General features: G+C 69.7%; 27 protein-coding genes. 11 read left to right on the top strand and 16 right to left on the bottom strand.

What is annotated here, in order from left to right; genetic code table 11:
* Nucleotides 1-19 precede the first annotated feature (19 nt).
* The 6 genes from V6S67_RS07525 to V6S67_RS07500 all read left to right on the top strand — a co-directional run bounded on the left by V6S67_RS07525 (nucleotide 20) and on the right by V6S67_RS07500 (nucleotide 4,923).
* Nucleotides 20-403, top strand: a complete 384-nt coding sequence (locus V6S67_RS07525; protein WP_334209648.1) for a cupin domain-containing protein — start codon at nucleotides 20-22, stop codon at nucleotides 401-403.
* A 212-nt stretch (nucleotides 404-615) separates the two neighbouring features.
* Nucleotides 616-1,140, top strand: coding sequence for a hypothetical protein (locus tag V6S67_RS07520; protein ID WP_334209647.1), 525 nt, complete (start codon nucleotides 616-618; stop codon nucleotides 1,138-1,140).
* A gap of 83 nt (nucleotides 1,141-1,223) precedes the next feature.
* A complete protein-coding gene (locus V6S67_RS07515) occupies nucleotides 1,224-2,015 on the top strand; it encodes a ZIP family metal transporter (RefSeq protein ID WP_334209646.1) in 792 nt (263 codons plus the stop codon).
* 184 nt (nucleotides 2,016-2,199) lie between these two features.
* Entirely contained in the window at nucleotides 2,200-3,156 is a 957-nt protein-coding gene (locus V6S67_RS07510) for a manganese catalase family protein (protein ID WP_334209645.1), read from the top strand.
* 129 nt (nucleotides 3,157-3,285) lie between these two features.
* Entirely contained in the window at nucleotides 3,286-3,747 is a 462-nt protein-coding gene (locus V6S67_RS07505; protein ID WP_334209644.1) for a MerR family transcriptional regulator, read from the top strand.
* A 129-nt stretch (nucleotides 3,748-3,876) separates the two neighbouring features.
* A complete protein-coding gene (locus V6S67_RS07500) occupies nucleotides 3,877-4,923 on the top strand; it encodes an NAD(P)-dependent alcohol dehydrogenase (protein ID WP_334209643.1) in 1,047 nt (348 codons plus the stop codon).
* 152 nt (nucleotides 4,924-5,075) lie between these two features.
* On the opposite strand, the gene V6S67_RS07495 is transcribed toward V6S67_RS07500, so the two are convergent.
* Entirely contained in the window at nucleotides 5,076-5,273 is a 198-nt protein-coding gene (locus V6S67_RS07495) for a hypothetical protein (RefSeq protein WP_334209642.1), read from the bottom strand.
* A gap of 302 nt (nucleotides 5,274-5,575) precedes the next feature.
* On the opposite strand from V6S67_RS07495, the gene V6S67_RS07490 reads away from it, so the two are divergent.
* Nucleotides 5,576-6,400 (top strand): sigma-70 family RNA polymerase sigma factor, encoded by an 825-nt coding sequence (locus V6S67_RS07490; RefSeq protein WP_334209641.1) that lies wholly within the window; start codon nucleotides 5,576-5,578, stop codon nucleotides 6,398-6,400.
* A 20-nt stretch (nucleotides 6,401-6,420) separates the two neighbouring features.
* Here V6S67_RS07490 and aztD read toward each other — a convergent pair whose 3' ends face one another.
* From aztD to aztB, 4 genes are read right to left on the bottom strand one after another with little or no spacing between them, the layout of a single operon-like run.
* The gene (gene aztD / locus V6S67_RS07485; protein ID WP_334209640.1) at nucleotides 6,421-7,674 is read right to left on the bottom strand and encodes a zinc metallochaperone AztD; all 1,254 of its coding nucleotides are present in this window, start codon (nucleotides 7,672-7,674) and stop codon (nucleotides 6,421-6,423) included.
* A gap of 26 nt (nucleotides 7,675-7,700) precedes the next feature.
* Nucleotides 7,701-8,630, bottom strand: a complete 930-nt coding sequence (aztC, locus tag V6S67_RS07480; RefSeq protein ID WP_334209639.1) for a zinc ABC transporter substrate-binding protein AztC — start codon at nucleotides 8,628-8,630, stop codon at nucleotides 7,701-7,703.
* Nucleotides 8,627-9,919 carry an ABC transporter gene (locus V6S67_RS07475; RefSeq protein WP_334209638.1) on the bottom strand — a complete coding sequence of 431 codons (1,293 nt, stop codon included), beginning with the start codon at nucleotides 9,917-9,919 and terminating at the stop codon, nucleotides 8,627-8,629. Before V6S67_RS07475 ends, aztC begins: the two co-directional genes overlap by 4 nt.
* Entirely contained in the window at nucleotides 9,906-10,814 is a 909-nt protein-coding gene (aztB, locus tag V6S67_RS07470) for a zinc ABC transporter permease AztB (RefSeq protein ID WP_334209637.1), read from the bottom strand. The genes V6S67_RS07475 and aztB overlap by 14 nt, the downstream gene beginning before the upstream one ends.
* Nucleotides 10,815-10,867: 53 nt before the next feature.
* Here aztB and aztA point away from each other — a divergent pair, with 53 nt between their 5' ends.
* A complete protein-coding gene (gene aztA / locus V6S67_RS07465) occupies nucleotides 10,868-11,665 on the top strand; it encodes a zinc ABC transporter ATP-binding protein AztA (RefSeq protein ID WP_334209636.1) in 798 nt (265 codons plus the stop codon).
* Here the strand turns inward: aztA and V6S67_RS07460 are convergent.
* From V6S67_RS07460 to V6S67_RS07435, 6 genes are all read right to left on the bottom strand, one after another.
* Nucleotides 11,625-12,071 carry a hypothetical protein gene (locus V6S67_RS07460; protein WP_334209635.1) on the bottom strand — a complete coding sequence of 149 codons (447 nt, stop codon included), beginning with the start codon at nucleotides 12,069-12,071 and terminating at the stop codon, nucleotides 11,625-11,627. The two genes, aztA and V6S67_RS07460, sit on opposite strands and share 41 nt — an antisense overlap.
* Nucleotides 12,005-12,328, bottom strand: a complete 324-nt coding sequence (locus V6S67_RS07455; protein WP_334209634.1) for a hypothetical protein — start codon at nucleotides 12,326-12,328, stop codon at nucleotides 12,005-12,007. Before V6S67_RS07455 ends, V6S67_RS07460 begins: the two co-directional genes overlap by 67 nt.
* A 255-nt stretch (nucleotides 12,329-12,583) precedes the next feature.
* Complete coding sequence (gene pgsA / locus V6S67_RS07450) at nucleotides 12,584-13,243, bottom strand: phosphatidylinositol phosphate synthase (RefSeq protein WP_334209633.1); 660 nt, start codon at nucleotides 13,241-13,243, stop codon at nucleotides 12,584-12,586.
* Nucleotides 13,243-13,860, bottom strand: coding sequence for an HIT family protein (locus tag V6S67_RS07445; RefSeq protein WP_334209632.1), 618 nt, complete (start codon nucleotides 13,858-13,860; stop codon nucleotides 13,243-13,245). Before V6S67_RS07445 ends, pgsA begins: the two co-directional genes overlap by 1 nt.
* A complete protein-coding gene (gene thrS, locus V6S67_RS07440) occupies nucleotides 13,860-15,854 on the bottom strand; it encodes a threonine--tRNA ligase (protein WP_442884868.1) in 1,995 nt (664 codons plus the stop codon). The genes V6S67_RS07445 and thrS overlap by 1 nt, the downstream gene beginning before the upstream one ends.
* 149 nt (nucleotides 15,855-16,003) lie before the next feature.
* Nucleotides 16,004-16,306, bottom strand: a complete 303-nt coding sequence (locus V6S67_RS07435) for a chorismate mutase (RefSeq protein WP_334209630.1) — start codon at nucleotides 16,304-16,306, stop codon at nucleotides 16,004-16,006.
* A 126-nt stretch (nucleotides 16,307-16,432) separates the two neighbouring features.
* Here V6S67_RS07435 and V6S67_RS07430 point away from each other — a divergent pair, with 126 nt between their 5' ends.
* From V6S67_RS07430 to V6S67_RS07420, 3 genes are all read left to right on the top strand, one after another.
* Nucleotides 16,433-16,690 (top strand): mycoredoxin, encoded by a 258-nt coding sequence (locus V6S67_RS07430; RefSeq protein ID WP_334209629.1) that lies wholly within the window; start codon nucleotides 16,433-16,435, stop codon nucleotides 16,688-16,690.
* 103 nt (nucleotides 16,691-16,793) lie between these two features.
* Nucleotides 16,794-17,879, top strand: coding sequence for an S-(hydroxymethyl)mycothiol dehydrogenase (locus V6S67_RS07425; protein WP_334209628.1), 1,086 nt, complete (start codon nucleotides 16,794-16,796; stop codon nucleotides 17,877-17,879).
* On the top strand, nucleotides 17,879-18,508 hold the full coding sequence (locus V6S67_RS07420) for an MBL fold metallo-hydrolase (protein ID WP_334209627.1): 630 nt from the start codon (nucleotides 17,879-17,881) through the stop codon (nucleotides 18,506-18,508). The genes V6S67_RS07425 and V6S67_RS07420 overlap by 1 nt, the downstream gene beginning before the upstream one ends.
* Before the next feature lie 13 nt (nucleotides 18,509-18,521).
* On the opposite strand, the gene V6S67_RS07415 is transcribed toward V6S67_RS07420, so the two are convergent.
* The 5 genes from V6S67_RS07415 to V6S67_RS07395 form a co-directional block, all read right to left on the bottom strand.
* Complete coding sequence (locus V6S67_RS07415; protein WP_334209626.1) at nucleotides 18,522-19,259, bottom strand: lipoate--protein ligase family protein; 738 nt, start codon at nucleotides 19,257-19,259, stop codon at nucleotides 18,522-18,524.
* A 27-nt stretch (nucleotides 19,260-19,286) separates the two neighbouring features.
* On the bottom strand, nucleotides 19,287-20,003 hold the full coding sequence (locus tag V6S67_RS07410; protein ID WP_334209625.1) for an alpha/beta hydrolase: 717 nt from the start codon (nucleotides 20,001-20,003) through the stop codon (nucleotides 19,287-19,289).
* A 176-nt stretch (nucleotides 20,004-20,179) separates the two neighbouring features.
* A complete protein-coding gene (locus tag V6S67_RS07405; protein WP_334209624.1) occupies nucleotides 20,180-21,211 on the bottom strand; it encodes an aldo/keto reductase in 1,032 nt (343 codons plus the stop codon).
* Between the two features lie 133 nt (nucleotides 21,212-21,344).
* Nucleotides 21,345-21,629, bottom strand: coding sequence for a DUF427 domain-containing protein (locus tag V6S67_RS07400; RefSeq protein WP_334209623.1), 285 nt, complete (start codon nucleotides 21,627-21,629; stop codon nucleotides 21,345-21,347).
* A gap of 140 nt (nucleotides 21,630-21,769) precedes the next feature.
* Nucleotides 21,770-22,546, bottom strand: coding sequence for a thioesterase family protein (locus V6S67_RS07395; protein ID WP_334209622.1), 777 nt, complete (start codon nucleotides 22,544-22,546; stop codon nucleotides 21,770-21,772).
* Nucleotides 22,547-22,892 lie beyond the last annotated feature (346 nt).

Raw genomic sequence — 22,892 nt, 5'->3', positions numbered from 1 at the left:
CTCAGGGAAGACTGGTGCCATGACACGACTATCAACGACAGACATCGCCGGCGAGCTCGAGCACGTCGTGAAGCATTGGACCCCACGAGTCGTGGGGCAGGTCAACGACCAGTACATCAAGGTCGCCAAGCTCCTCGGAGAACTCGTCTGGCACGCCCACGACGACGAGGACGAGATGTTCCTCGTGATCTCAGGACACCTGCGGATCGAGATCGAAGGACAGGACGACGTGGAACTGGGCCCGGGCCAGTTCCACGTCGTACCACGCGGTGTCCGGCACAACCCTGTAGCGAAGGAGGAAGTACACATCGTCCTCATCGAGACGGTCACCACCTCACACACCGGGAACACCACTGTCCAGGGCACCGTGGCCATCGAAGACCAGGTGAGCCATCTCGGCTGACCCGGCGTCGGCCCGGAACTCTGCCCCGACCTTCCTTCGCACCATCACGCACGAGAAACGCGGGTAGCTGCCTGGCTGGGTGGGGTAGGTGGTACTCGTGCACGAGGTACGCGTCCCTCAGTAGCCTTCATGGCATCGGCGCGCTCTTGCCGCCTTCCGCGCACAGGAGTGCTCGGAGCGTCCCTGCTGGTCAGTCGCTGGTTCCTTCCTGAATGGAGTTCGATGCTTGCCTCTCTTGTGATGTCAGGATCCGCTGGACGGTGGCAGGCGTGAGGATCGCTCTCCTGGCCGACTCCTGCACGACGGGTTGGCTGAACTGGGGCCATGGTGAACTGTGGCTGACACCGGATCACGTGGTTCGGATCGGTCGGCGTGAGCTCACCCTGAGGTCCGCGGCGAAAGGTGGTGCGATAGGCGGTGCCGCCGCTGCGGCAGGAGGCCTGGGACTCCTCGCGGTGCAGGCGGCGGGCAAGAAGTTCGCCAGTACCCGTCCCGCACCAGGCGCGGTGGTCGAGGTCGAGAAGGAGACATGGGCGGGCGAGCTCGATCATCAGCCGAAGGCCTTGATCCTCGGCCGCGACGATATCGACACTCTCGACTACCGGCCCGGAATCAGCTCTTCCCGGTTGCGTATCAGGATGACCGACGGAAGTGAGCACAAGCTGCTGTGGTTGCCCAACCCTCACGCCGAGGATCTCCTCGCCCAGGCATTCGGGCCCCGCTTGCACCGATCGTGACCAGGAACGGGTCCGCTCCCTCGTGTATCGGGAGGCGTCGCTCGTCGCTGGCCTGGTTCGTGTAGTGGTCGCATACTTGCCGCATGATGATGTCGCTGCTGTTCGGTGTGGTGGCCTCCAGCGCGCTGATCATCGGCGCTCTGATCGGTGTGCGGTTCGATCTTCCCAAACGGGTGCTGGCTATCCTGCTGTCCTTTGCCGCAGGATCGCTGATCACCGCTCTGGCCTTCGAACTGTTCGAGGATGCGTTCGAACAGGGCGGTATCTGGCGCGCGGCACTGGGCCTGCTCGCAGGCGCCCTCGTCTTCACCGTCCTCAGTGCCCTGCTCGACCGATGGGCCCAAGCAGGCGAGGATCCCACACCGGCCGATGAGCATGAAGGCAGTGCGAAACTGGACACCGACGCTGCCGCTTCGGACCAGTCAGCCTCCAAAGCCTCAGTACGCGGCGCGGCAGGCCTGGCCCTTCTTGCCGCCGTCACCCTGGACGGCGTCCCGGAGAACGTGGCCCTCGGTGTGGCACTGGGCGGAGGAACCGGAGGCCTTGCCCTCCTGGCCGCGATCTTCGTCTCCAACCTCCCCGAAGCCCTCGTCGGAGCGTCGTCGATGCGGTCCCAGGGCCGGTCCACCCAGCGGATCCTCGGGCTGTGGGGGGCCTGTGCCGTCCTCCTGGTTGTCGCTGTCCTCATCGGCGCCGGTCCCCTCTCAGGGGCAGACCCGGAAGCCATCTCGCTGCCCCTGGCCTTCGCCGCCGGTGCTGTCATCGCGTCCCTGGCCGACACCCTGATGCCTGAAGCCTACGAACACGGTGGACCAGCAGTGGCCATGAGCACTGCCGCCGGTTTTGTCCTCTCCTTCACCCTGTCCCTCATGTGAGCGTCCACGTGAGCGATCCCACGAGCGGTTGCTTGGTCCCTGGTGCCCCCGGGCACCAGTGCACACTCCGGAGATTCGTTCGAGCTCGCTCACAGCTGGTCACCGCCCACTTGTGCTCTCAGGTCCGGCAGTGAAGGGTGAAGGTAAGGCGGCTTTCCTTTTCCGCCTGTCATCAGGAGGTTCCATGTTCTTCCACGTCCAGCAGCTCATCAACGAGATCATCCCTGACGAGCCGGATCCCGCGGCCGCCAACGCCCTCCAGGAGGGCCTGGGCGGGCAGTTCGGCGAGATGCGCACCATGATGCAGTACCTGTTCCAGAGCATGAACTTCCGCGGCGCCGCCGCCAAGCCCTACCGCGACCTGATCCAGGGCATCGGCACTGAGGAGATCAGCCATGTCGAGCTGATCGGCACCACCATCTCCCGCCTCCTCGACGGGTCTCCGCGCTACCAGGGCAAACTCGACGACCCGCTGGACACCCCCGGTGCCGGAGGCGCGATCCCGCTGAACCTCGCCCTGTCCCAGGGCAACATCCACCACTACCTCGTGGGCGCGCAGGGTGCCCTGCCCGTCGACTCGGCGGGCAATCCCTGGAGCGGCAGCTACGTCTACAACTCGGGCAACCTCCCCCTGGACCTCCTGTACAACCTGATGCTCGAGGCGACCGGCCGACTGCAGAAGTGCCGCATGTACGAGATGACGGAGAACAAGACCGCCCGCTCCACCATCTCCTACCTGATCGTCCGCGACCAGGCCCACGAGAACGGCTACGCCAAGGCCCTCGAGACCCTCGGCGTGAACTGGAAGTCGCTGCTACCCATCCCGAAGACCAACGCCGAGCAGTTCCCCGAGGTCAAGAAGCTCCTCGACCTCGGGCTGCAGAGCAAGCAGTACACCTTCGATCTCAAGGGACAGTCGGAGGCCGGCAAGATCTACCAGGGGCTGTCCCCGTCGAACGACGGGACGACCCTCGACGCCAGCGAGCAGGCCCCCGAGGGTGTGCCGTCGCAGATCGCCCCCGAGCGGCTGGAGGAGTTCGCCCCCGGACTGGATCCCGAGCTGCTCGCCCTGATCCAGGCCACGGCGGACATGGAGATGGCCGACATCGACGCAACCTTCGGCCCCATGACCACCCGGTAGCTGCCAGGACACCCAGCAGAGGGGCTGTCAGCGCAGGCTGACACCCCTCTGCTGTGTCCTTGATCCTCAACAGCCTCCCTGCCGGCCTCAGCTTGTCTTCAAGTACTTGAAGTTCCTATGGTTGAGGAGATGAGCGCACCGACCATCCGGAGAACCTACACGATCAAGGAAGCGGCGGCCCTGACGGGACTGCCGGCGAGCACGCTGCGCTATTACGAGTCGATCGGTGTGATCACGCCGATCTCTCGGGGCGCGACCAGCAAGCACCGGGTCTACACGCCGGAGGACCTTGATCTGCTGACCTGGGTCTCCTGCCTGAGCGCAACGGGAATGTCGGTGAGCGACATGCGTCGCTACATCGGGAACGGGACGCTCGGGGCGGCTGCTGCCCCAGAGCAGATCGAGCTGTTGAAGGCACAGCAGGAACAGCTGGCCATCGAGGCGAAGTCCATCGCCCTGCGCGAACGCTACGTCGCACTGAAGATCGACTACTGGCAGGCCGTGCAGGCCGGGGACGACTCCAGGGCCGCGCAACTGTCGGATGAAGCGCGCTCCCTGGCTGACGACCTCAAGAAGACCAAGAAGCAGTAGGCACCCACCCGACACAGGATCCGTCGATCCGCGCGTCAGGCGCGCCCACTTCATGCCCCACATCGTCGACCAGGACCACGGCCGGGCGGCCGTGACCTGCAACTGAATGCCCCTAGAAGGAGAAAACACATGACCACCACCGTGTCCGCTTACGCCTCACCCTCCGCCGACGGCGACCTCGCCCCCACCACCATCGAACGCCGCGACGTCGGCCCCCATGACGTCCTGATCGAGATCAAGTACGCCGGCATCTGCCACTCCGACATCCACACCGTGCAGGGTGACTGGGGTCCGCAGCCCTACCCGCTGGTACCCGGACACGAGATCGCCGGCGTCGTCGCGGAAGTCGGCTCCGAAGTGACCAAGCACTCGGTCGGCGATCGCGTCGGCGTCGGTTGCATGGTCAACTCCTGCGGTGAGTGCAGGAACTGCACGGCGGGCGACGAGCAGTACTGCGTCAACGGGATGGTCGGCACCTACGGCGCCACCGACCGCGACGGAACCATCACCCAGGGCGGCTACTCCACCCACGTCGTCGTCACCGAGGACTTCGTCCTGAGGATCCCCGAGGGCATCGGGCTCGACGCCGCCGCTCCCCTGCTCTGCGCCGGTATCACGACCTACTCACCCCTGCACCGCTGGGGCGCCGGCCCCGGCAAGAAAGTCGCCGTGATCGGTCTCGGCGGCTTGGGCCACATGGCCGTCAAGATCGCGCACGCCATGGGCGCCGACGTCACCGTCCTCTCACAGTCCCTCAAGAAGCAGGAGGACGGCCTCCGCCTGGGCGCGGACCATTACTACGCCACCAGCGACGACACCACGTTCACCGACCTGGCCGGCTCGTTCGACCTCATCATCAACACGGTCAGCGCCAGCATCGACATCAGCGCCTTCCTGGGACTCCTGACGGTCGACGGCGCCCTCGTCAACGTCGGCGCGCCTGCCGAGCCACTGCCGGTGAATGCGATGGCACTCATCGGCGGTCGCCGTTCGTTCGCCGGTTCCATGATCGGCGGCATCGCGGAGACACAGGAGATGCTCGACTTCTGCGCCCGGAACGGCATCGGTGCCGAGATCGAGGTCATCCCGGCGGACAGGATCAACGACGCCTACGAGCGCGTCCTCGCCTCGGACGTCCGCTACCGGTTCGTCATCGACGCCGCCACCTTCGCCTAGGCGACCAGCCCGGTCCCGGATACGTCGCGACCCCTACCACTGCGCCCGATCCCGGACCGGGGCCTGGTGGTAGGGGTGCTCCGGCCCGGCTCTGTCTCCACGACGGAGCCACCCTCACGGTCGCTCAGGTGCACCCGGAGACCGGTACCCCGTCATGACTCTGGCGCGACCAGGCCCCGGCGCTCGAGTTCGTCGAGCACGCGCTCGAGGCCGTCGGACCAGGGCGACGCCCGGAACCGACCTGCTGTTCCCTGCCGGCACGGAGACTGGGCCCCGTGCTGCAGCAGGAGCAGGTCCGCGTCGGAGACGATGTGCAGATCGTCCGGCAGCCATCCACTGCGGTGGGTCATCGCGTGTCCTCCCGCGTCGTTGTCCGATGCTGGTTGGACGGACCGGGGAGAGCGGAATCATCGGCCGACGCCCGGAGCGGTCCGTGGTCCCCGGCGACGGCAGTGACGTCGGTCGAGGTGCGCGTTTCCCCTGTCACCCCGATCGTTAGCGCAAGATACTCAACCTTTGGGCAGGATTGGCTCAGCGCAGCCCTCCCGCAGGAACCCGCTGATAGCTTCAGAGCGACATCCTGCCGCCGCGGCAGACCCTTGCCGGACACCAGCGGACAGCGATGCCATCGAAGCAGCTGGGGAGCTTGCTCATGCATTCACACGACCGCGACGAACTCATCGTCGCCAATCTGCCTCTGGTCGGATATCTCGTCTCCGCCCTGTGCGCCCGTGCCACACACCTCTCGAGGGACGACCTCGCATCGGTGGGTGCGCTCGCGCTCATCACCTCCGCGGACTCGTTCGATCCCACACTCGGCGTGCCCTTCGGCGCCTACGCGCGTCGCCGGATCACCGGCGCGTTCGCCGACGAGCTCCGGTCCAACGACTGGGCACCCCGGTCCGTCCGGCGCCGTATCGGCGAGACCCTGGCGGCGCAGGACGCGCTGGCCGCGTCGCTCGGTCGCACACCGACGGTCGATGAGCTCGCCATGACGCTCGGTGTCAGCCGCCGTGAGGTGCAGGCGGCACTCGACGACGCCGGCCGTTCGATCCAGGCGCTCGACGAGACCGTGCTGGACATCGTTCCCGCTGTCGAGCAGCTTCCCGAGACCGCGCTGCTCGCCGAGGAGCAGGTGCGCCATCTGCGGGCCGCCGTCATGCATCTCCCGGGGCGCATGCGCCACATCATCGAGCAGGTCTTCTTCGAGGGCAGGTCCGTCACCGAGGTCGCCGCGGAGCTCGGCACCACCCATTCGGCCGTGTCGCAGCAGAAATCCGAGGCGTTGCGGCTGCTGCAGGACGGACTCGCGACCCACTACGCCGACACCGCGGGCACCCCGTCCGCGCCTGTGTCCAGGATCTCGCCGAAGCGCCGCGCCGAGTACCTCTCGGCACTCGGCGCGGCGCTGGCACCGCTCCACACGACAGTCGCTTCACGCACATCCGCCAGGCCGGCGTTCGCGTCTGCGTCCTGACCCCCTGCCGTACCGGTCGGTCAGCCTTCGACGGCCGCGATCTCGTTGGGCGCGCCCGGAAGCTCGTCCGAGGACGTGATCCCGCCCGTGGCGATGTCGACGGCGTGGAGCTTCTTCGACGCCGGATCGGTGATGTAGGCGGTACCTCCGACGACCTTGAGCGCGGGGTGCGGGTCCTGCCACTCGGCGGGTCCCTGCCACGGGTCGATCACGGGGATCGAGGTGGTAATCTCGCCGTTCTCGGCGTCCATGCTGTGCAGGGCGCCGTCGGAGGCGAGGATGAGCACCTCGTCCTCCGGGCCGCGGGCCACGTCGCGGAAGGTGTACTCGACGCCCTCGGGGAGGTCGATCACCTTCATGGTCTTGGTCTCGGTGTCGATCAGCGTGAGCTGGTGCAGCAGGTAGCCCTCCAGGTCGGGGTCCGACTTGTAGTCCCCGGCGATGATGGGGCTGGTCTCGCTCACGTAGGCGTTGCCCATGCGGCCGAACTCGTCCGGGGCGTCGATCTTGGTGATCTCTCCCCCGTCGTAGACGAGTGCGCCATCGCTGCAGCCGAAGACGACGACCTCGTTCATCGCGGTCCCCTCGCCGTGGACGGAGGGGCACTGGTCGCTGGTGGCGATCTCGTTGCCGTCGGCGTCGAGCGCCTTGATGCCGGAGCGGCTCTCTGAGGTTCCGACGGTGGTGAGGAAGGTGCCGTCCTCGAGGACGATCGAGACACCGTGGTGGGCATCGCCGCCGGGGATGACCTCGGTCGCCGGGAGGCTCCCGGGATCCTCGAGGAGATCATCGGTGGTGTAGATGGTGGTGTCGCTCGTGCCGTCGGCGTAGAGGACGGTCTTGTCGCCGTGCTGGACCACGTGGCCCGCGGTGTCCGCGCCGAAGACGAGGTCAGTGAGCTTCGGTTCCGCCTGCTGTGAGCCGGAGGAGTCGGTCCACGTGCCGAGGTCCAGGACCTGGAAGCCGGCGGGGACGGTGACGAGGGCGTGGCGCCCGTCTCCCGCGGGGTTGAGGCGCGTGAAGCCCTCGATGGGGAGATCGCCGACGGGTTCCAGCGTGGTCCCGTCGACGACGACGATGCCGCCGTCGTAGGTCAGGGCGACGCGGGGAGTGGGCGATGCAGCTGCGGCCGAGGTGGTGGTTTCCGGTGCGGCTGACGCCTCCGACGCCGGTTCGGAGGAGGATCCGCACGCTGTCAGGAGCAGTGCGGACGTGGCGACGGTTGCGGCGAGGGACAGGTGCCGTGAGCGTCCGGTGAGCGGGATGACTGTCATGATCGTTCTTCCTGTGGTGTCGGATCTCAGGGTGAGAGCCCGGTGGAGATGCGCTCGGTGTTGATGCGCATCATGGCGAGGTACGTGTCCGCACCCTCGCCGGGGTCGGTGAGCGACTCGGTGAAGAGCTCGACGACGTCGACGTCGAGGTCCGCGCCGTCCGCGAGGACCTGGACGAGCCGGTCCGGCTGGGAGGACTCGGCGAAGATGGTGCTCACCCTCGCCTCCTCGATGGCCGCGACGAGGTCGCGCAGGTCGGAGGCACTGGGCGAGGCGAGTGTGGTACCGCCCGGGATCACAGCACCGACGATGCGGAAGTCGTAGCGTTCCGCGAGGTAGCCGAAGACGTGGTGGTTGGTCACCAGGTTCCGCCGGTCCGCGGGGATCGTCGCGAAGGCTTCGGTCATGGCTGCATCGAGCTCTGCGAGGTCTGCCTGGTAGGTGGCAGCAGCGGCTTCGACGGCTTCGCTATCGATGCCGTCGATGCCGAGGACCTGCTGCTCCAGTTCGTCGACGACGTCGGCCATGAGCGCCGGATCGGTCCAGAAGTGCGGGTCCGGTGCACCCTCCGATTCCCCTCCGGAGTCGCCGTCGGCGTAGTCGAGGGGTTCGATGACCTCGCCGGCGACGAGCAGGGGGACATCCTCTGACCGGGCGCTGTCGATGTGCTGCTGCAGGCCCTCCTCGAGACCGAGGCCGTTGGTGACGATCAGGTCCGCCCGCCTCATCATGGCGCCGTCCTGCGCGGAGATCTCGAAGGAGTGCGGATCGGCGTTGGGCTGCATGAGGACGCGGACCTCGGCCTCGTCACCGACGACGTTCTGCACCACGTCGCCGAGGATGTTGGTGGTCACCACGATGACCGGCTCGTCGCTCCCGGCGGCGGCGCACCCCGAGGCACTGATGAGGGTCGTCGCAGCCAGCACCAGGGCCTGCTGCCGTTGCGTCCGGGTCATCGGCCGACCTCTGCCAGATGCGCGGGGACGGTGTCGGTGTCGAAGGTGCGGGCGATCCGGGCACCGTCGGCGAAGTCGATCTCGAACAGCTGCTGCTCGGCGGGAGCGTTGAGGTACACGCGGTGCTGGTCGGCGATCAGCTCCACGCCGGCCAGGAGCGCAGGGTTCTTCAGCGTCTCGGTCAGCAGGGGTTCCGTCGCGGCGAGTGTCGCGCCGGAGTCGGCGGACAGCACGAGCACCCGTCCGTCCTCGGCGAGGGCGACGACGTGCCCTTCCCTGTCGTCCACGGCGGAGGCCTGCAGGAGCGGCACGTCGGTCCGGACGAGCTGCCAGGACCGCTCACGCGTGTCGAGCAGCCAGACGCCCTGGTCCCCCGCCACCGCGGCGACGGTCGGCCGTCCCTCGCGGGCCCGGAACTCCGTCGCCCTCGCCGCATCCGTGCCGGCCGGGTAGGGGATCCGTTCGTACGCGACGTCCCCGCCGTCGAGGGTCGCGAGGAGCGCACCGTCGTCGCACCCGATCACGGCGCCGACCGACGTGGTGATGGTGCCCAGGGCGTCGATGCAGTCGGCGGTCGCGCCCTCGACCGGCTCGCCGTCGGCGTCGTATGCCTGGACCGAGGCGGCTGCCCCGCCGACGCCTGGTCGGGTCAGGAGGGTGAGGTCCGAGAGCGGGACGAGCATGCCGGGATACGGCTCCACGGAGAATTCGGCACGGACGCCGAGCTCCCCCTTCGCGAGGGCGTCGTTGTCGAGCACGGTGGCCTCGCCGCTGTCGGGGAAGTAGACGCCGGTGGCCGAGGTGCCGGAGGTGACCACGGCTTCGCCCAGGCCCTCCACGGTGCCGACGGTTCTCGATCCGCCGCGGTAGTAGTGGAAGTGGTCCTCGTGGTCCCACGTCCACATGCCGCTGTCGACGACTGTCAGAGCTCCGCCCGTGGCGGAGGATGCGAAGAGGTAGCGTCCGTCGGTCGAGGTGGAGCTGACGTCCGGGACCTGGCCGGCATCACTGGTCGTCCCGTCGGCCAGGTCGAGCAGGCCGATCCGGCCCTGCGGATCCAGGGTCATCAGGTGGAGCTGGGGCTCCGCGACCTCCGTGGAGCCCTCGAGCGTCCCATGACCGTCGCCGATCGATGGAGGGACCGATGCAGGGGTGACGACCGGAGGATCCGCGACGGCGCCACCGGCGGGCCCCGGCGAGGAGCAGGAGACCAGGGTGAGGGCGAGCAGGGGGACGAGCAGGAGGACGGGCACGGGACGAGGGACGAGCGGGAAATCAGGCGTTCGCACGGAGGACTTTCTGTGAGGGAGGTGCCGGCGTCGGACCGGCGGACCGCCCACCAGGGCTGGTGGAGCGGGCAGGGCTGCTGGGGCGGCGGGTGAGGCCGCGGAGGGTGCTCGACAGGAAGGCGCACCCGATGGCCGCGAGGGCGATCGAGGCACCGGCGGCCGTGCCGTAGTGCCAGGAGGCGAGGAGCCCGAGGAGGACGGAGACTGCGCCGATCAGTGCCGAGAGGGCCATGGTGCCGGGAACGCGCGTGGTCCAGGGAGCGGCGGCGACGGCCGGGCCGAGGAGCAGTCCGATGACGAGCAGAGCACCGACGGCTTGATAGGACGCGACGACGGCGAGCGTGACCAGTCCGACGAGGAGTACCTGGGCGAGCCGTGGGCGTAACCCCATGACCTGGGCGATCCTGCCGTCGAAGGCGAGGGTCACGAAGGCGCGGTGGAAGGCCACCGCGACGATCAGGGTGACGAGCAGGGCACCGGCGAGCACCAGGATCTCCTCCGTGCCGATCGCCAGCACGTCGCCGAACAGGATGGCCGTCGCGTCGGTCGCGAAGCTCCTGGAGTGGGAGATGACGATGACCCCCGCGGCGAGCATGCCGACGAAGAACAGGCCGATGCTCGTGTCGTGGGACAGGCGTCCCCGCCGGGCCAGGACGCTCACGCCGAGGCTCATGACGAGGGCACTGGCCGCCGCCCCGAGGATCACCGGCACTCCGGCGAGGGTGGCGAGGGCGACGCCGGGCAGCATCCCGTGCGCCATCGCCTCGCCCAGGAAGGCCATCCCCCGGATCACGACCCAGGTGCCGACGACGGCGCAGATCACCGCGCAGAGCGAGCCGCCGAGGAGTGCTCGCAGCATGAAGTCGCTGGTGAAGGGTTCGAGGAGGAAGGGCACGCCCCAACCCTAGACTTAAATGCGAATCATTCTCAACGTGCTAGTTTCGATCCATGCCCCTCCTTCGAACCTCGTCCGTCCGGCCCGCTGCCCGGCCCACCGACCGACCCCCGAACGGACCGGCTCCGGCTGACGCAGGGCTGCTCGAGCTGACCGACGTGTGGTTCGACCACGACGGCGTCGATGCCCTCCGCGGCGTCTCCCTGTCCATCCAGCCGGGGGCCGTCACGGCGATCGCCGGCCCCAACGGGTCGGGGAAATCGACGGTGCTGGCGGTTCTCGCGGGCCTGCTCGTGCCCCGCCGCGGCACGGTGTCCCTCCCGCTGCGCAGGCGCCGCGCGCTCGTGGCACAGCGCAGCGAGGTCTCCGACCGCATGCCGCTGACGGTGCGCGACGTGGTGACGATGGGGCGGTGGGCCGACGCCGGCCTGATGCGCCGCCTGCGTGCCGACGACCGGCGGATCATCGGTGAGTGCATCGACCTCGTCGGTCTGGGGGACCATCAGGACCGCTCGTTGAGTACCCTTTCCGGCGGCCAGCGGCAACGCGCCCTGCTCGCCCAGGGGCTGGCGCGACGCGCCGACATCGTGCTGCTCGACGAACCCACGACGGGCCTCGATGACGTCACGCGCGCCGTGGTCGCCGATGTCCTGCGCGCAGAGCAGGGCCGTGGAGCCACCGTCGTCTGTGTGAGCCACGACGACGTGGCGCTCGCTGCAGCGGACCACGTCATCCGGCTCGACGCCGGGCGGACAGCACCCGGGGCTGACGCGGAGGGCGGGGCAGTCGCTCCACCGTCCTCGAGCACGTTCAGGCCGGTGGCTCCAGACCCTCGCCCAGGGCCGCGATGAGCGCCGGCGAGTAGCCGGCGGCACTGAGCGGGGCGATCACATCGCGGGTCAGATCCGGAAGGTAGCCGAGGAGCACATCAGCCGGACCGGCGATCTCCACCTCGCCCACGGCCGCGGGCAACAGCAGGGTCTGGGCGCGCCCCAGTTCCTGGTCCCACGCCCCGGCCCGCACACGCACGGGAGCGCCGACGTTCGTGAGGATCTGGGCCGTGGCGAAGAAATGGCGTAGGGGCTCGGCAGAGCCGGCGTGCCAGTCCTCATCGGGAACCGGGGACCCGTCCTGCATGTTCCAGCGCGTCGCGTGCTGCTGGACGTCGGAGGTCTGCTCGATCTCGTAGATCAGGGTGTCAGGGCCGAAGCTGTGCAGCGTGCCACCGGGGACATAGATGGTCTCCCCCGCACGCACGGGAAGAAGTCACCGGACCAGCCCGGCCCCATCAAGCCTCCGGGGTCACGGCTCACGAGCTCGCGGAGGGTCATCCCGGCCAGCGGTCCCTCGATCACGGTGGATTGGCTGCCGTCGACGTCGCTGACCTCCCACGTCTCCCCGATGGCCCAGTCGGGCAACCCCTCCTTGCCCAGGCGCCTGGCGATCGCGTGGTCGCCGAAGACCAGGGGTCGGGGCGGCGCGGTGACCCGTAGCGGATACCACTCGGTTGTCATCGCATGCACGGCGTCGGTGTCCCGTCAGGTAGGGGGATCCAGGAGACCAGCGGTGTCCGGATCGGGATCGGTGCCACGGGATGTGCTGCAGCGGGGGGTGCTGACCGGTGGTCGTCCTGTCACCGGGAATCGCACGAACAGGACACCACGGTGTCAGGATCGGTCGGACCGGGTCAACGACGTGCTGTCCAGGATCCCGCCGTTGCTCTCCGACCGCCACTACGGGAAGGCGCTGCGCAGCGCGGCCCACGGCCCCTAGTCGCCGGAGGCGTCCCGCGACGCTCCGGAAGGATCCGACGGCGCCCGCCGGGTGTCCAGGGACTGGCGCCGGACGGCCCTGATCCTCTGGAAGACCGTGACGAGGCTCGCCGCCGCGAGGACCACGAGGACCGCCAGCAGCACGCCCTCGTGCAGGCCGAGGCCCGTCAGTCCCGTGACGACGAGGACGGAGACGAGCCGCTCGGCGCGCTCGGCCACCCCCACGTTCGCCGTGAAGCCGAGCGATTCGGCCTTGGCCCGCGCATAGGAGACGAGCATGCCGAGAACCAGGCAGGCGAGGGCCGCCACGCCGATCGCTGCGTTCTGCCCGCCGGTGAAGAACCAGACGGCGACGCCGGCGAACAGCGCGCCGTCCGCGATGCGGTCGAGGGTCGAGTCGAGGAAGCTCCCCCAGGGACCGCCGTGGCCCCTCAGGCGCGCCATGATCCCGTCGATCACGTCGGAGAAGACGAAGAGCGTGATGAAGACCGTGCCCCAGAACAGCTGTCCGAGCGGGTAGAACACCAGCGCTCCGCCGGCCACGCCGACGGTGCCCATGATGGTCACGGCGTCCGGCGTCACTCCCCAGCGGAGCAGGGTGCGGGCCAGCGGTGTGAAGAGGCGGGTGAAGAAGCCACGCGCGTAGCGGTTCAGCATCAGGCGACCGGTCCCGGGGTGTCGGCCATCGACGGCCACGCGGACGCGACCTGCTCGCGGACCTCGCCGAGCGTCTGCGTGATGGCCTTGGTCTGCGCGATGATCGGCAGGAAGTTGCCGTCACCGCCCCAGCGCGGCACCACGTGCTGGTGGAGGTGGGCGGCGATACCGGCACCCCCGGTGACACCCTGGTTCATGCCGAGATTGAACCCCGACGGGTTGGACACCTTCCGCAGCACGCGCATGGCCGTCTGCGTGAGGGCGGCGATCTCCGCGGTCTCAGCCTCGTCGATGTCCGTGTAATCGGGTACGTGCCGGTAGGGGCAGACGAGCAGGTGGCCGGCGTTGTACGGGAAGAGGTTGAGGAGCACGAAGGCGTGGGTGCCGCGGTGCACGATCAGCGACTCCTCGTCGCTGAGGTGCGGTGCGCGGCAGAACGGGCAGGTCTGCTCGGAGGTGACCTGCTCCTGCCCGCCCTTGATGTAGGCGAGGCGGTGCGGGGTCCACAGGCGCTGGAAGGCGTCGGGCACGCCGGCGAGCTCGAACCGGTCCGTGACCTCGGCGTCCCCCGGGTATCCCGTGGCAGGGCTCCCGTCCCGACTCCCCCCGTCTGCCATCAGCGTGTTGCCTCCCTGCTGCGGACCGCCTCCACGATGCGGCGGACGGCCTCGTCCACGGGCACCTGGTTGTCCTGGCTGCCGTCCCGGAACCGGAAGGAGACGGCGCCGGCTTCCTGGTCCTCGCCGCCGGCGATGAGGACGAAGGGGATCTTCTCCTTGCTCGCCGTGCGGATCTTCTTCGGGAAGCGGTCGGATCCGGCGTCCACCTGCGCCCGGATGCCTTCGGCCTTCAGCTTGTCGACGACGTCGAACAGGTAGTCGTTGAAGGCCTCGGCGACGGGGACGGCGAGCACCTGCACGGGTGCCAGCCAGGCCGGGAACGCTCCGGCGTAGTGCTCGGTGAGCACGCCCATGAAGCGCTCGATCGACCCGAACAGCGCACGGTGGATCATGACCGGGCGCTGGCGCGAGCCGTCGGCGGCCTGGTACTCGAGCTCGAAGCGCTCGGGCAGGTTGAAGTCGAGCTGGATGGTCGACATCTGCCAGGTGCGTCCGATCGCGTCGCGAGCCTGCACGGAGATCTTCGGTCCGTAGAACGCCGCTCCCCCGGGGTCGGGCACGAGCTCGAGCCCGGAGGCCTCGGCGACCTCGGCGAGCGTCCGCGTGGCCTCGTCCCAGATCTCGTCCGAACCGACGGACTTCTCCGGGTTGCGCGTGGAGAGTTCGAGGTAGAAGTCCTCCAGGCCGTAGTCCTTGAGGAGGCCGAGCACGAAGTTCAGCGTGCCCGTGAGCTCGTCCTTCATCTGCTCGCGGGTGCAGTAGATGTGGGCGTCGTCCTGGGTCATCCCCCGCACGCGGGTCAGCCCGTGGATCACCCCGGACTTCTCGTACCGGTACACGGACCCGAATTCGAACAGGCGCAGCGGCAGCTCGCGGTAGGAGCGGCCGCGCGAGCGGAAGATCAGGTTGTGCATGGGGCAGTTCATGGGCTTGAGGTAGTAGTCCTGCCCGGGCTTGCGCACCGTGCCGTCCTCGTTGAGCTCCTCGTCCACGTGCATCGCGGGGAACATGCCGTCGCGGTACCAGTCGAGGTGGCCCGAGACCTCGTAGAGGTGGCCCTTGGTGATGTGCGGCGTGTAGACGAACTCGTATCCGGCGTCGGTGTGGCGCTGGCGGGAGTAGTCCTCCATCGCCTTACGGATGATGCCGCCCTTGGGGTGGAACACCGGCAGGCCCGAGCCGAGCTCGTCCGGGAACGAGAAGAGGTCCAGCTCCGTCCCGAGGCGGCGGTGGTCGCGGCGCTCGGCCTCGGCCAGGCGCTCCTGGTAGGCCTTCAGGGCGTCCTTGGTGGGCCACGCCGTGCCGTAGATGCGCTGCAGCTGCTTGTTCTTCTCGCTGCCGCGCCAGTAGGCGGCCGCCGATCGCGTCAGTGCGTAGGCGTTGGAGATGAGCTTGGTGTTGGGGAGATGGGGGCCGCGGCAGAGGTCCTTCCAGACGACGTCGCCAGACTTGCGGTCCACGTTGTCGTAAATCGTGAGCTCGCCCTCGCCGACCTCCACGGAAGCGCCGTCGTCGTCCGTGGCGCCGCCCTTGAGCCCGATCAGCTCCAGCTTGTAGGGCTCGTCGCTCATCGCCTCGCGGGCCTCGTCCTCGGACACGACCCGGCGTACGAAGCGCTGGTTGGCGTTGACGATCTTCAGCATCATCTTCTCGAGCTGCTTCAGCTCGTCCGGCGTGAAGGGCTCCTCGACGTCGAAGTCGAAGTAGAAGCCGTCGGTGATGTACGGGCCGATGCCGAGCTTCGCCCCGGGCCGCAGCTGCTGAACGGCCTGCGCCATGACGTGTGCGGCCGAGTGGCGCAGCACCTCGAGGCCCGCGGGGTCCTCCAGCGTGACGCCCTCGACGGACGCGCCGTCGGGCAGCTCCTGGTCGAGGTCCTTCAGGGCGCCGTCCACGCGCATCACGACGACGTCGCGCCGCTCCGCGAAGAGCTCCGTGCCGGTGGTGCCCGTCGTCGCCTGCTTCTCTTCGCCGTCGACGATGAGCTTCATGGGCTGGGGCGCTGACACGGGCAGTCTCCTTGGGGGATCGCGAATAGGTGCCCGAACGGGCGCGGCGACACCCGATGAGGGCTGGGACCGCCGTGTCGATCGTATCGGGTGGGCGGAGGGCCGACCAACAAGCTCGCCGCAACCCGGGCCTACGGCTCCCGCCGCACCCTCAGCTCGAACTCGATGAACGCCGAGATCATGGCACGGTACGTCTGCTCCACGACGGTGGGATCCACGCCCTGCCTCGACGCGTAGTCGCGCACGTTGGTGATGACGCGCTCCACGCGTGCCGGGGCGCGGACCGAGGCGTCGTCGTGCTTGAGCGAGCCCGCCCGGCGCACGAGCCGTTCCCGGCGGGAGATGAGGGAGACGATCTGCTCGTCCACCTCGTCGATGGCCACCCGGACCGCCGCCAGCTGCTTCGCGTTCTGTTCTTCGTCTGCTTCAGCCATGGCGTGAGCCTACCGGTGCACGGAATGGCGCGACGGCGATCCGCGTTGACGCCTGTGCGGGCGCAAGGAGCGGCCCGCGTATCGACACAGGGGACGGCGAAGCCGTCCCCGGACCTGAGGAGCACCGTGGACTACACGCCAGAAGCCGGATCCATCACCATGTTCTCCACCTCGTGGTGCGGATACTGCCGTCGTCTGAAGTCGCAGCTGGACGCGCAGGGCATCGGCTACACCGAGGTCAACATCGAGGAGGTCGAGGGGACCGCGGAGCTCGTGGAGTCGCTGAACGGCGGCAACCAGACGGTGCCCACCGTGATCTTCCCGGACGGCACCACCGCGACGAACCCCTCCCTGGCGGACGTCAGGACCAGGCTCGCCGCCTAGGGTCCTGCCCCGAACGCCGTCCCCGCGCTCGAGCCGTCCCCCATATGCTGGAAGCGGCGCCCGTCGGTCGGTGCGCCGCTCCCAGCGGAAGGACAGCGAGAACATGATGCACAGAGTCCAAGGCGTCGTGGTGCGGGCGAAGGATGCCCCTGCCTCCATCGAGACCATCCTGGTGCCCGATCCCGGGCCGGGCGAGGCGCTCGTCGACATCCTGACCTGCGGCGTCTGCCACACCGACCTGCACTACAAGCAGGGCGGCATCAACGACGAGTTCCCGTTCCTGCTGGGGCACGAGGCCACGGGCGTGGTCAGCGCCGTGGGCGACGACGTCACCACCGTCGCCCCCGGCGACCGGGTGATCCTCAACTGGCGCGCCGTCTGCGGCGAGTGCCGCGCCTGCCGCCGCGGCGAACCGCAGTACTGCTTCAACACGCACAACGCCAAGCAGAAGATGACCCTCGAGGACGGCACCGTCCTGTCCCCCGCACTCGGCATCGGCGCCTTCGCGGAGAAGACCCTCGTGGCGGCCGGCCAGTGCACGAAGGTGGATCCGGCGGCGGACGCCGCCGCCGTGGGCCTCCTCGGGTGCGGCGTCATGGCCGGCATCGGAGCGGCCATCAACACGGGCGACGTCTCCCGCGGCGACTCCGTCGCCGTCATCGGGTGCGGCGGGGTCGGCATCGCCGCCGTCGCCGGCTCGAGGCTCGCCGGAGCCACCACCATCATCGCCGTCGACATCGACGACCGGAAGCTCGAGCTCGCGAAGGGCCTCGGCGCCACCCACGTCATCAACTCGAAGGACGAGGACCCGGTGGAGGCGATCCGCGCCCTGACCGGCGGCAACGGCGCCGATGTCGTGATCGACGCCGTCGGCCGCCCGGAGACCTACCGGCAGGCGTTCTACGCACGCGACCTCGCGGGCACGGTGGTGCTCGTGGGCGTGCCCACCCCGGACATGACCATCGAGCTTCCGCTGCTCGATGTCTTCGGACGCGGCGGCTCGCTGAAGTCCTCCTGGTACGGAGACTGCCTGCCCAGCCGCGACTTCCCCATGCTCGTCAGCCACTACCTGCAGGGCAACCTCGACCTCGACGCCTTCGTGACCGAGCGCATCCGCCTCGACCAGGTGGAGGAAGCCTTCGGGAAGATGCACGGCGGCACCGTCCTCCGCTCGGTGGTGGAGCTCTGATGGCCGCGCGCGTGGAACACCTCGTCACCTCGGGCACCTTCTCGCTGGACGGCGGCACCTGGGACGTCGACAACAACGTGTGGATCGTGGGCGATGACGACGAGTGCGTGGTGATCGACGCCCCGCACGACGCTGCAGCCATCGTGGAGCAGGTCAACGGGCGCACCGTGCGGGCGATCCTCCTGACCCACGCGCACGACGACCACATCCGGGCCGTCGGCGACCTCTTCGACGCCGTCCACGCGCCGATCCACCTGCACGACGCCGACCGGGAACTCTGGGACATGGTGTTCCCCTCGCTGAGCCCGGACCAGTCGATCGCCGATGGCGACACCATCGAGGTTGCCGGCGTGACCCTGACCGCGCTGCACACGCCCGGTCACTCGCCCGGCTCGGTCTGCTACTACCTCGAGGAGGCCGGCACCGTCTTCACGGGCGACACGCTCTTCCAGGGCGGCCCCGGGGCGACGGGCCGGTCCTACAGCGACTTCCCGACCATCATCGAGTCCATCCGGACCCGCCTGCTCACGCTGCCGCCGGAGACCATCGCCCGGACCGGCCACGGGGACAGCACGACGATCGGCGACGAGGCCCCGCACCTCGAGGAGTGGATCCGGCGCGGTCACTGACGGGCCGGACGCGTCAGCGGCGCGTCCGCTCCCGTTCCCCGAGGCGCACGACGGCCGCGTAGGCCGCGAGCAGTGCGGCCTCGACGTCGTCGACCGCCACGCCCGGTGCGAGGTCCTCCGCCGCACCGGCCGTGGCGGGCCGCCACGCGAGGCCGAGGTCCGCGTAGACGTCGGTGAGCACGGCCCGCAGGGGTGCGGCGTCCTCGACGACGACGACGGACGAGAACAGCCAGGCCCCCGCGACCACGCGCTGGGCGGTGCCCACGAGCTTGACGGCGGGCACGCCCTCGTGCCGTCCGTGCACGCTGAACTCCCCCGGGCAGTACTCCCCCGGCACCTCGCCGACCCCGGCCTCGAGGCCGACGCCGGCGAGCACGTCCGCGAAGAAGTCGCCGAACGCCGCGAAGCGCGCCCGCGTCCCGGCGACGGCGTCACCGGTCGGTTCGAGGTGGTCCACGATCAGGCACCCCCCGTGGTACGCGGCGGCCCGGCCCCCGGCCCTGCGGACGAGCGGCGCGAACCCGTGCGCCGCCGCCGACCGGGTCGCCGCAGGGAAGCCCGGGAGGCGTGCGTCGCGCTGCCCGAACGCGACGGTGGGGCTCGGACGGTAGAGGCGCAGTGTCGCCGGACGCGTGCCGGCGGCCACCTCGTGGAGCAGCTCCACCCCCCGGTCGAGCTCGCCGGCCGCGTCGGCCGATGCCGGGTCGACGACGAGCGCCAGCTCGGGTGCGCCCTTCCACGGAGTGCTCATCCCTCCATCGTAGGCAGTGCGGGATGCTCAGGGCGTCGGCAGCGCCGTCCAGTCGAGCCAGAGCCCCGCCTCGAGGGCGATGGCCGGCGGCACGGTGTGCGGTCCGTCGAACTCCCGGTACACGACGTCGTACCCGCGGCGCTTGAGGGCGGGGACCACGCGCCTGCTCGTCGCGTCGATCGGCAGCACGGCGTCCTGCGTGCCGTGGGCGATGAACACGGCCGGCCGGCCGTTCTGCGGCCCGGGTGGGACGAAGCCCGGCGAGAAGGCGGCCACCTTGCTGAACAGGTCGCCGTTGGCGAGGCCGAGCCCCAGCGCGTAGGACGCCCCGTCCGAGAAACCCGTGACGCCGATGCGCTGCGGGTCCACGGGGACGAAGGAGAAGACCTCCCGGAGGGCCCTGTCGATGACGACGGTGTCCGGGCCGAATCCGCCGCGGACCGCATCCCAGGTCGCGGCCCGGGAGGCAGGCGCGAGGATGACGATCCCCAGCGCCTCAGCCGCGGCGCGCAGCACGGACAGGCCACCCTGTGCATCCCCGCCGGCACCGTGCAGTGCCACGAGGAGGGGCACGGGTCCGTCGGCTGGCAGGCCCTCCGGGACGAAGACGATCGGGTCCCGCGACCCGGCCACGCCGAGGGCGTGCACCCCGGCCACGGCCGCGGGGGTGGCACCCGATGGGCCGGGGCGTGCCGTGAGGACGGCGGGATCCTCCGCCGCGTCCCGTGGTGGTGTGCTGTCCATCGGTCCTCCTCCGCCTGCCGGGTCCGCCGGAAGGAGCGGCGCGCCCGGTGCAGCGGCGGACCCACGGCTCCTCATGGCCACACAGGGGAGTCTAGGGTCGCCCGGGGCCCGCGATACCGGTTGCCATGGTGCGCCGCGTCGGTTAGCGGCGGGCCGCTCCGTGCGGGACTCCCCGCCTACCGGCCGCCCTCGATCCTGCGGCTGCGCTGCTCGATGCCGGGCGCGCCGTAGGGGTAGTCGCTGAAGGTCGGTGCGCTGACCTCGTCGAGGCGGGCCAGTTCCTCGGCCGTCAGCCGGAGGTCGGCGGACGCGAGGTTGTCGGCCAGCTGGTCCTGCGTGCGGGCACCCAGGATCACGGAGGTCACGGCGGGCTGCGCGGCCACCCAGGCCAGGGCCACGTGCGAGGCGTTGACGCCGCGCTCGCCCGCGATCCCTGTCACCGTGTCGATGATCCGCCAGGTCCGCTCCTGGGCGTTGCGCTTCTCCCACGCCTCCATGCCGCGCTGCGGGTTCTCGCCGAGCCGGGTGGCGCCGGTCGGCTCGGTGTCCCGGGTGTACTTGCCGGTGAGCCAGCCGCCGCCCAGCGGGGACCACGGGAGCATGCCCATCCCGGCGTCGAGCACGGCCGGGACGATCTCCGCCTCGATCTCGCGGACCAGCAGCGAGTACTGCGGCTGGAGGGTGACAGGCAGGGAGTAGCCGCGCTGGCGGGCGATCATCACGGCCTTCGTGAGCTGCCAGCCCGTGTAGTTTGAGAAACCGTAGTAGCCGATCCTGCCCTGCACCACGGCCTCGTCGAGGAAGCCGAGGGTCTCCTCGAGGGGCGTCAGCGGATCCCACGAGTGCACCTGGTACAGGTCGATGTGGTCGACGCCCAGGCGCGTGAGGGACGCGTCGAGCGCGCGGCGGAGGTGGCGGCGGGACAGGCCGAGATCGTTGACGTCGTCGCCCATCGGGAACCTGCCCTTGGACGCCAGGACCATGCGGTCCCGCTCGGCGGGGTTCCTGGCGAGCCACCGGCCGATGATCTCCTCGGACGTGCCGGCGGTGTAGACGTCCGCGGTGTCGATCAGGTTGCCGCCCGCCGCGGCGTAGTCGGAGAGGATCGCATGCGACGCCGCCTCGTCCGATTCCGCGCCGAAGGTCATCGTGCCGAGGGCCAGGTGGGACACCGAGGTGCCGCTGTTGCCGAGTTTGCGGTACTCCATGGGTACTCCTTCGTCTGTGCGCCGGGGGCGCCGTCGTCGGTGGGCTGCTGTTCGTACTCGTACTCGTGCTCGTGTCGGGGCCGCGGGAAGGGGCGCCGCCTGCGGGGCGGCGCCCCTTCCCGTGTCTCAGCGATCAGTCGCTGACCGTGACGCCCTTCCAGAAAGCGTAGTGACCGCGGATGTTCTCCGCGGCCTCCTTCGGCTCCGGGTAGGTCCAGGCGGCGTCCGCGTTGCGCTCGCCGTCGACCTCCAGGCTGTAGTAGGCGGCCGTCCCCTTCCAGTGGCAGACGGTCTGCGTGTCGGAGGGCACGAAGTACTCCTGCGCGATCGACTCCGGCGGGAAGTAGTGGTTCCCTTCGACCTGGACGGTGTCCGCCGATTCCGCGATGACCCTGTCGTTCCACACTGCTTTCGGCATGCTTCCTCTTCCTCGGTCCCCACGGCGCGTGGGTGCGGCGACCGCTCCCGCACGAGGCGGCGGTCACACCGGGTGCAACGGTCGGACACCGCGGAGCATTCCGGCGCGGGCGCCCAGGGGTCCGCGCGGGAACGCCGGGGTCAGAGCTTCCGGACGGTCAGGATCTGCTCGATGCGCCCGAAGGGCCCCTCGAGGTCGTGCACCACGCTCGAGGTCAGACCCACCCCGTGCTCACCGAAGGTCACCCGGGTGTCGAGGCCGAGCCATTCGCAGCGCGGCATCCGGTGGAGGTGGATCTGCAGGTCCACGTTGGGATACATCCAGCTGTCGCCGCCGGGCGGCACGCGGGTCGCGATGCCGTTGGCGGCGTCCATCATCCCGACGAGCCGCACGACGTCGGGGGTCGCCTGTCCGTCGACCATCGCATGGGGGTTCCTCAGCCACACCTGGCCGCGGCCCGGGCGGTGCCCGGGGACCACGCGCACCTCGAGGGACCGGATGAAACCGCCCGGCCACGCCGTCATGCCCTCGTGGGGGCCGGCCTCCTCCGGGCCCGGGATGCGGGGGTCCTCGACCGCGGCCACCTCCGCGGTGTCCTGCGTGCCGAGGCGCCACGCCTTCGCCACGATCGCGGTGCGCCCGCCGGACTCCATGCGGGCTTCGAGCAGCTCGATCGTGCGTCCCGGGCGGACGACGGCGGTGGTCACCTCGAACTCACCGCCGGGGATCATGCCGAAGATGTCGAAGCTGAGGCGGCTGAGCTGCATGCCCTCGCGCGGCGCGCACTCGAGCAGGCACTGCGTGAGGAGACCGGAGATGGGAGCCATGTGCTGCTCCTCCGGGTTCCAGGCCCCCTGCGCGTGGATCGTCGAGTCGAATCTCCCGCCGCCGAGATCGCGGTAGAAAGAATCAGGCACGGAGAACTCCTTCGTCGGGGGAAGCGGGCGCGGCACCGGAGGGACTGCCGGCGCACCAGGTGCCGGGCCGGCAGGATCCAGGCCGGGCACCCGCTCATGCTAACGGAGCGGCGACCTCCGGCAGTGCGACGGCGACCTTCGGCAGTGCGACGGCAGCGGAGACAGCCCGGCGGCAGCGAGGCGGTCCCACGGAAGCGGTGGCGCGGGGCGGGCCGCCGGAATAGACTTCCGGCGGCCGGGGTTCAGTTCATTGACCGGACCGCCGCCCCCGCGGCCCGGCCGGGCGTCCACCGACCCGGCACCCAGAAGAGCTCCCTTGCGTGGAGCAGCAGAAGATCGAACCGAG

It is taken from the genome of Arthrobacter sp. Soc17.1.1.1 (assembly GCF_036867195.1).
Classification (GTDB): Bacteria; Actinomycetota; Actinomycetes; order Actinomycetales; family Micrococcaceae; genus Arthrobacter_D.
This window is presented reverse-complemented; position numbering and strand designations above follow the sequence as displayed.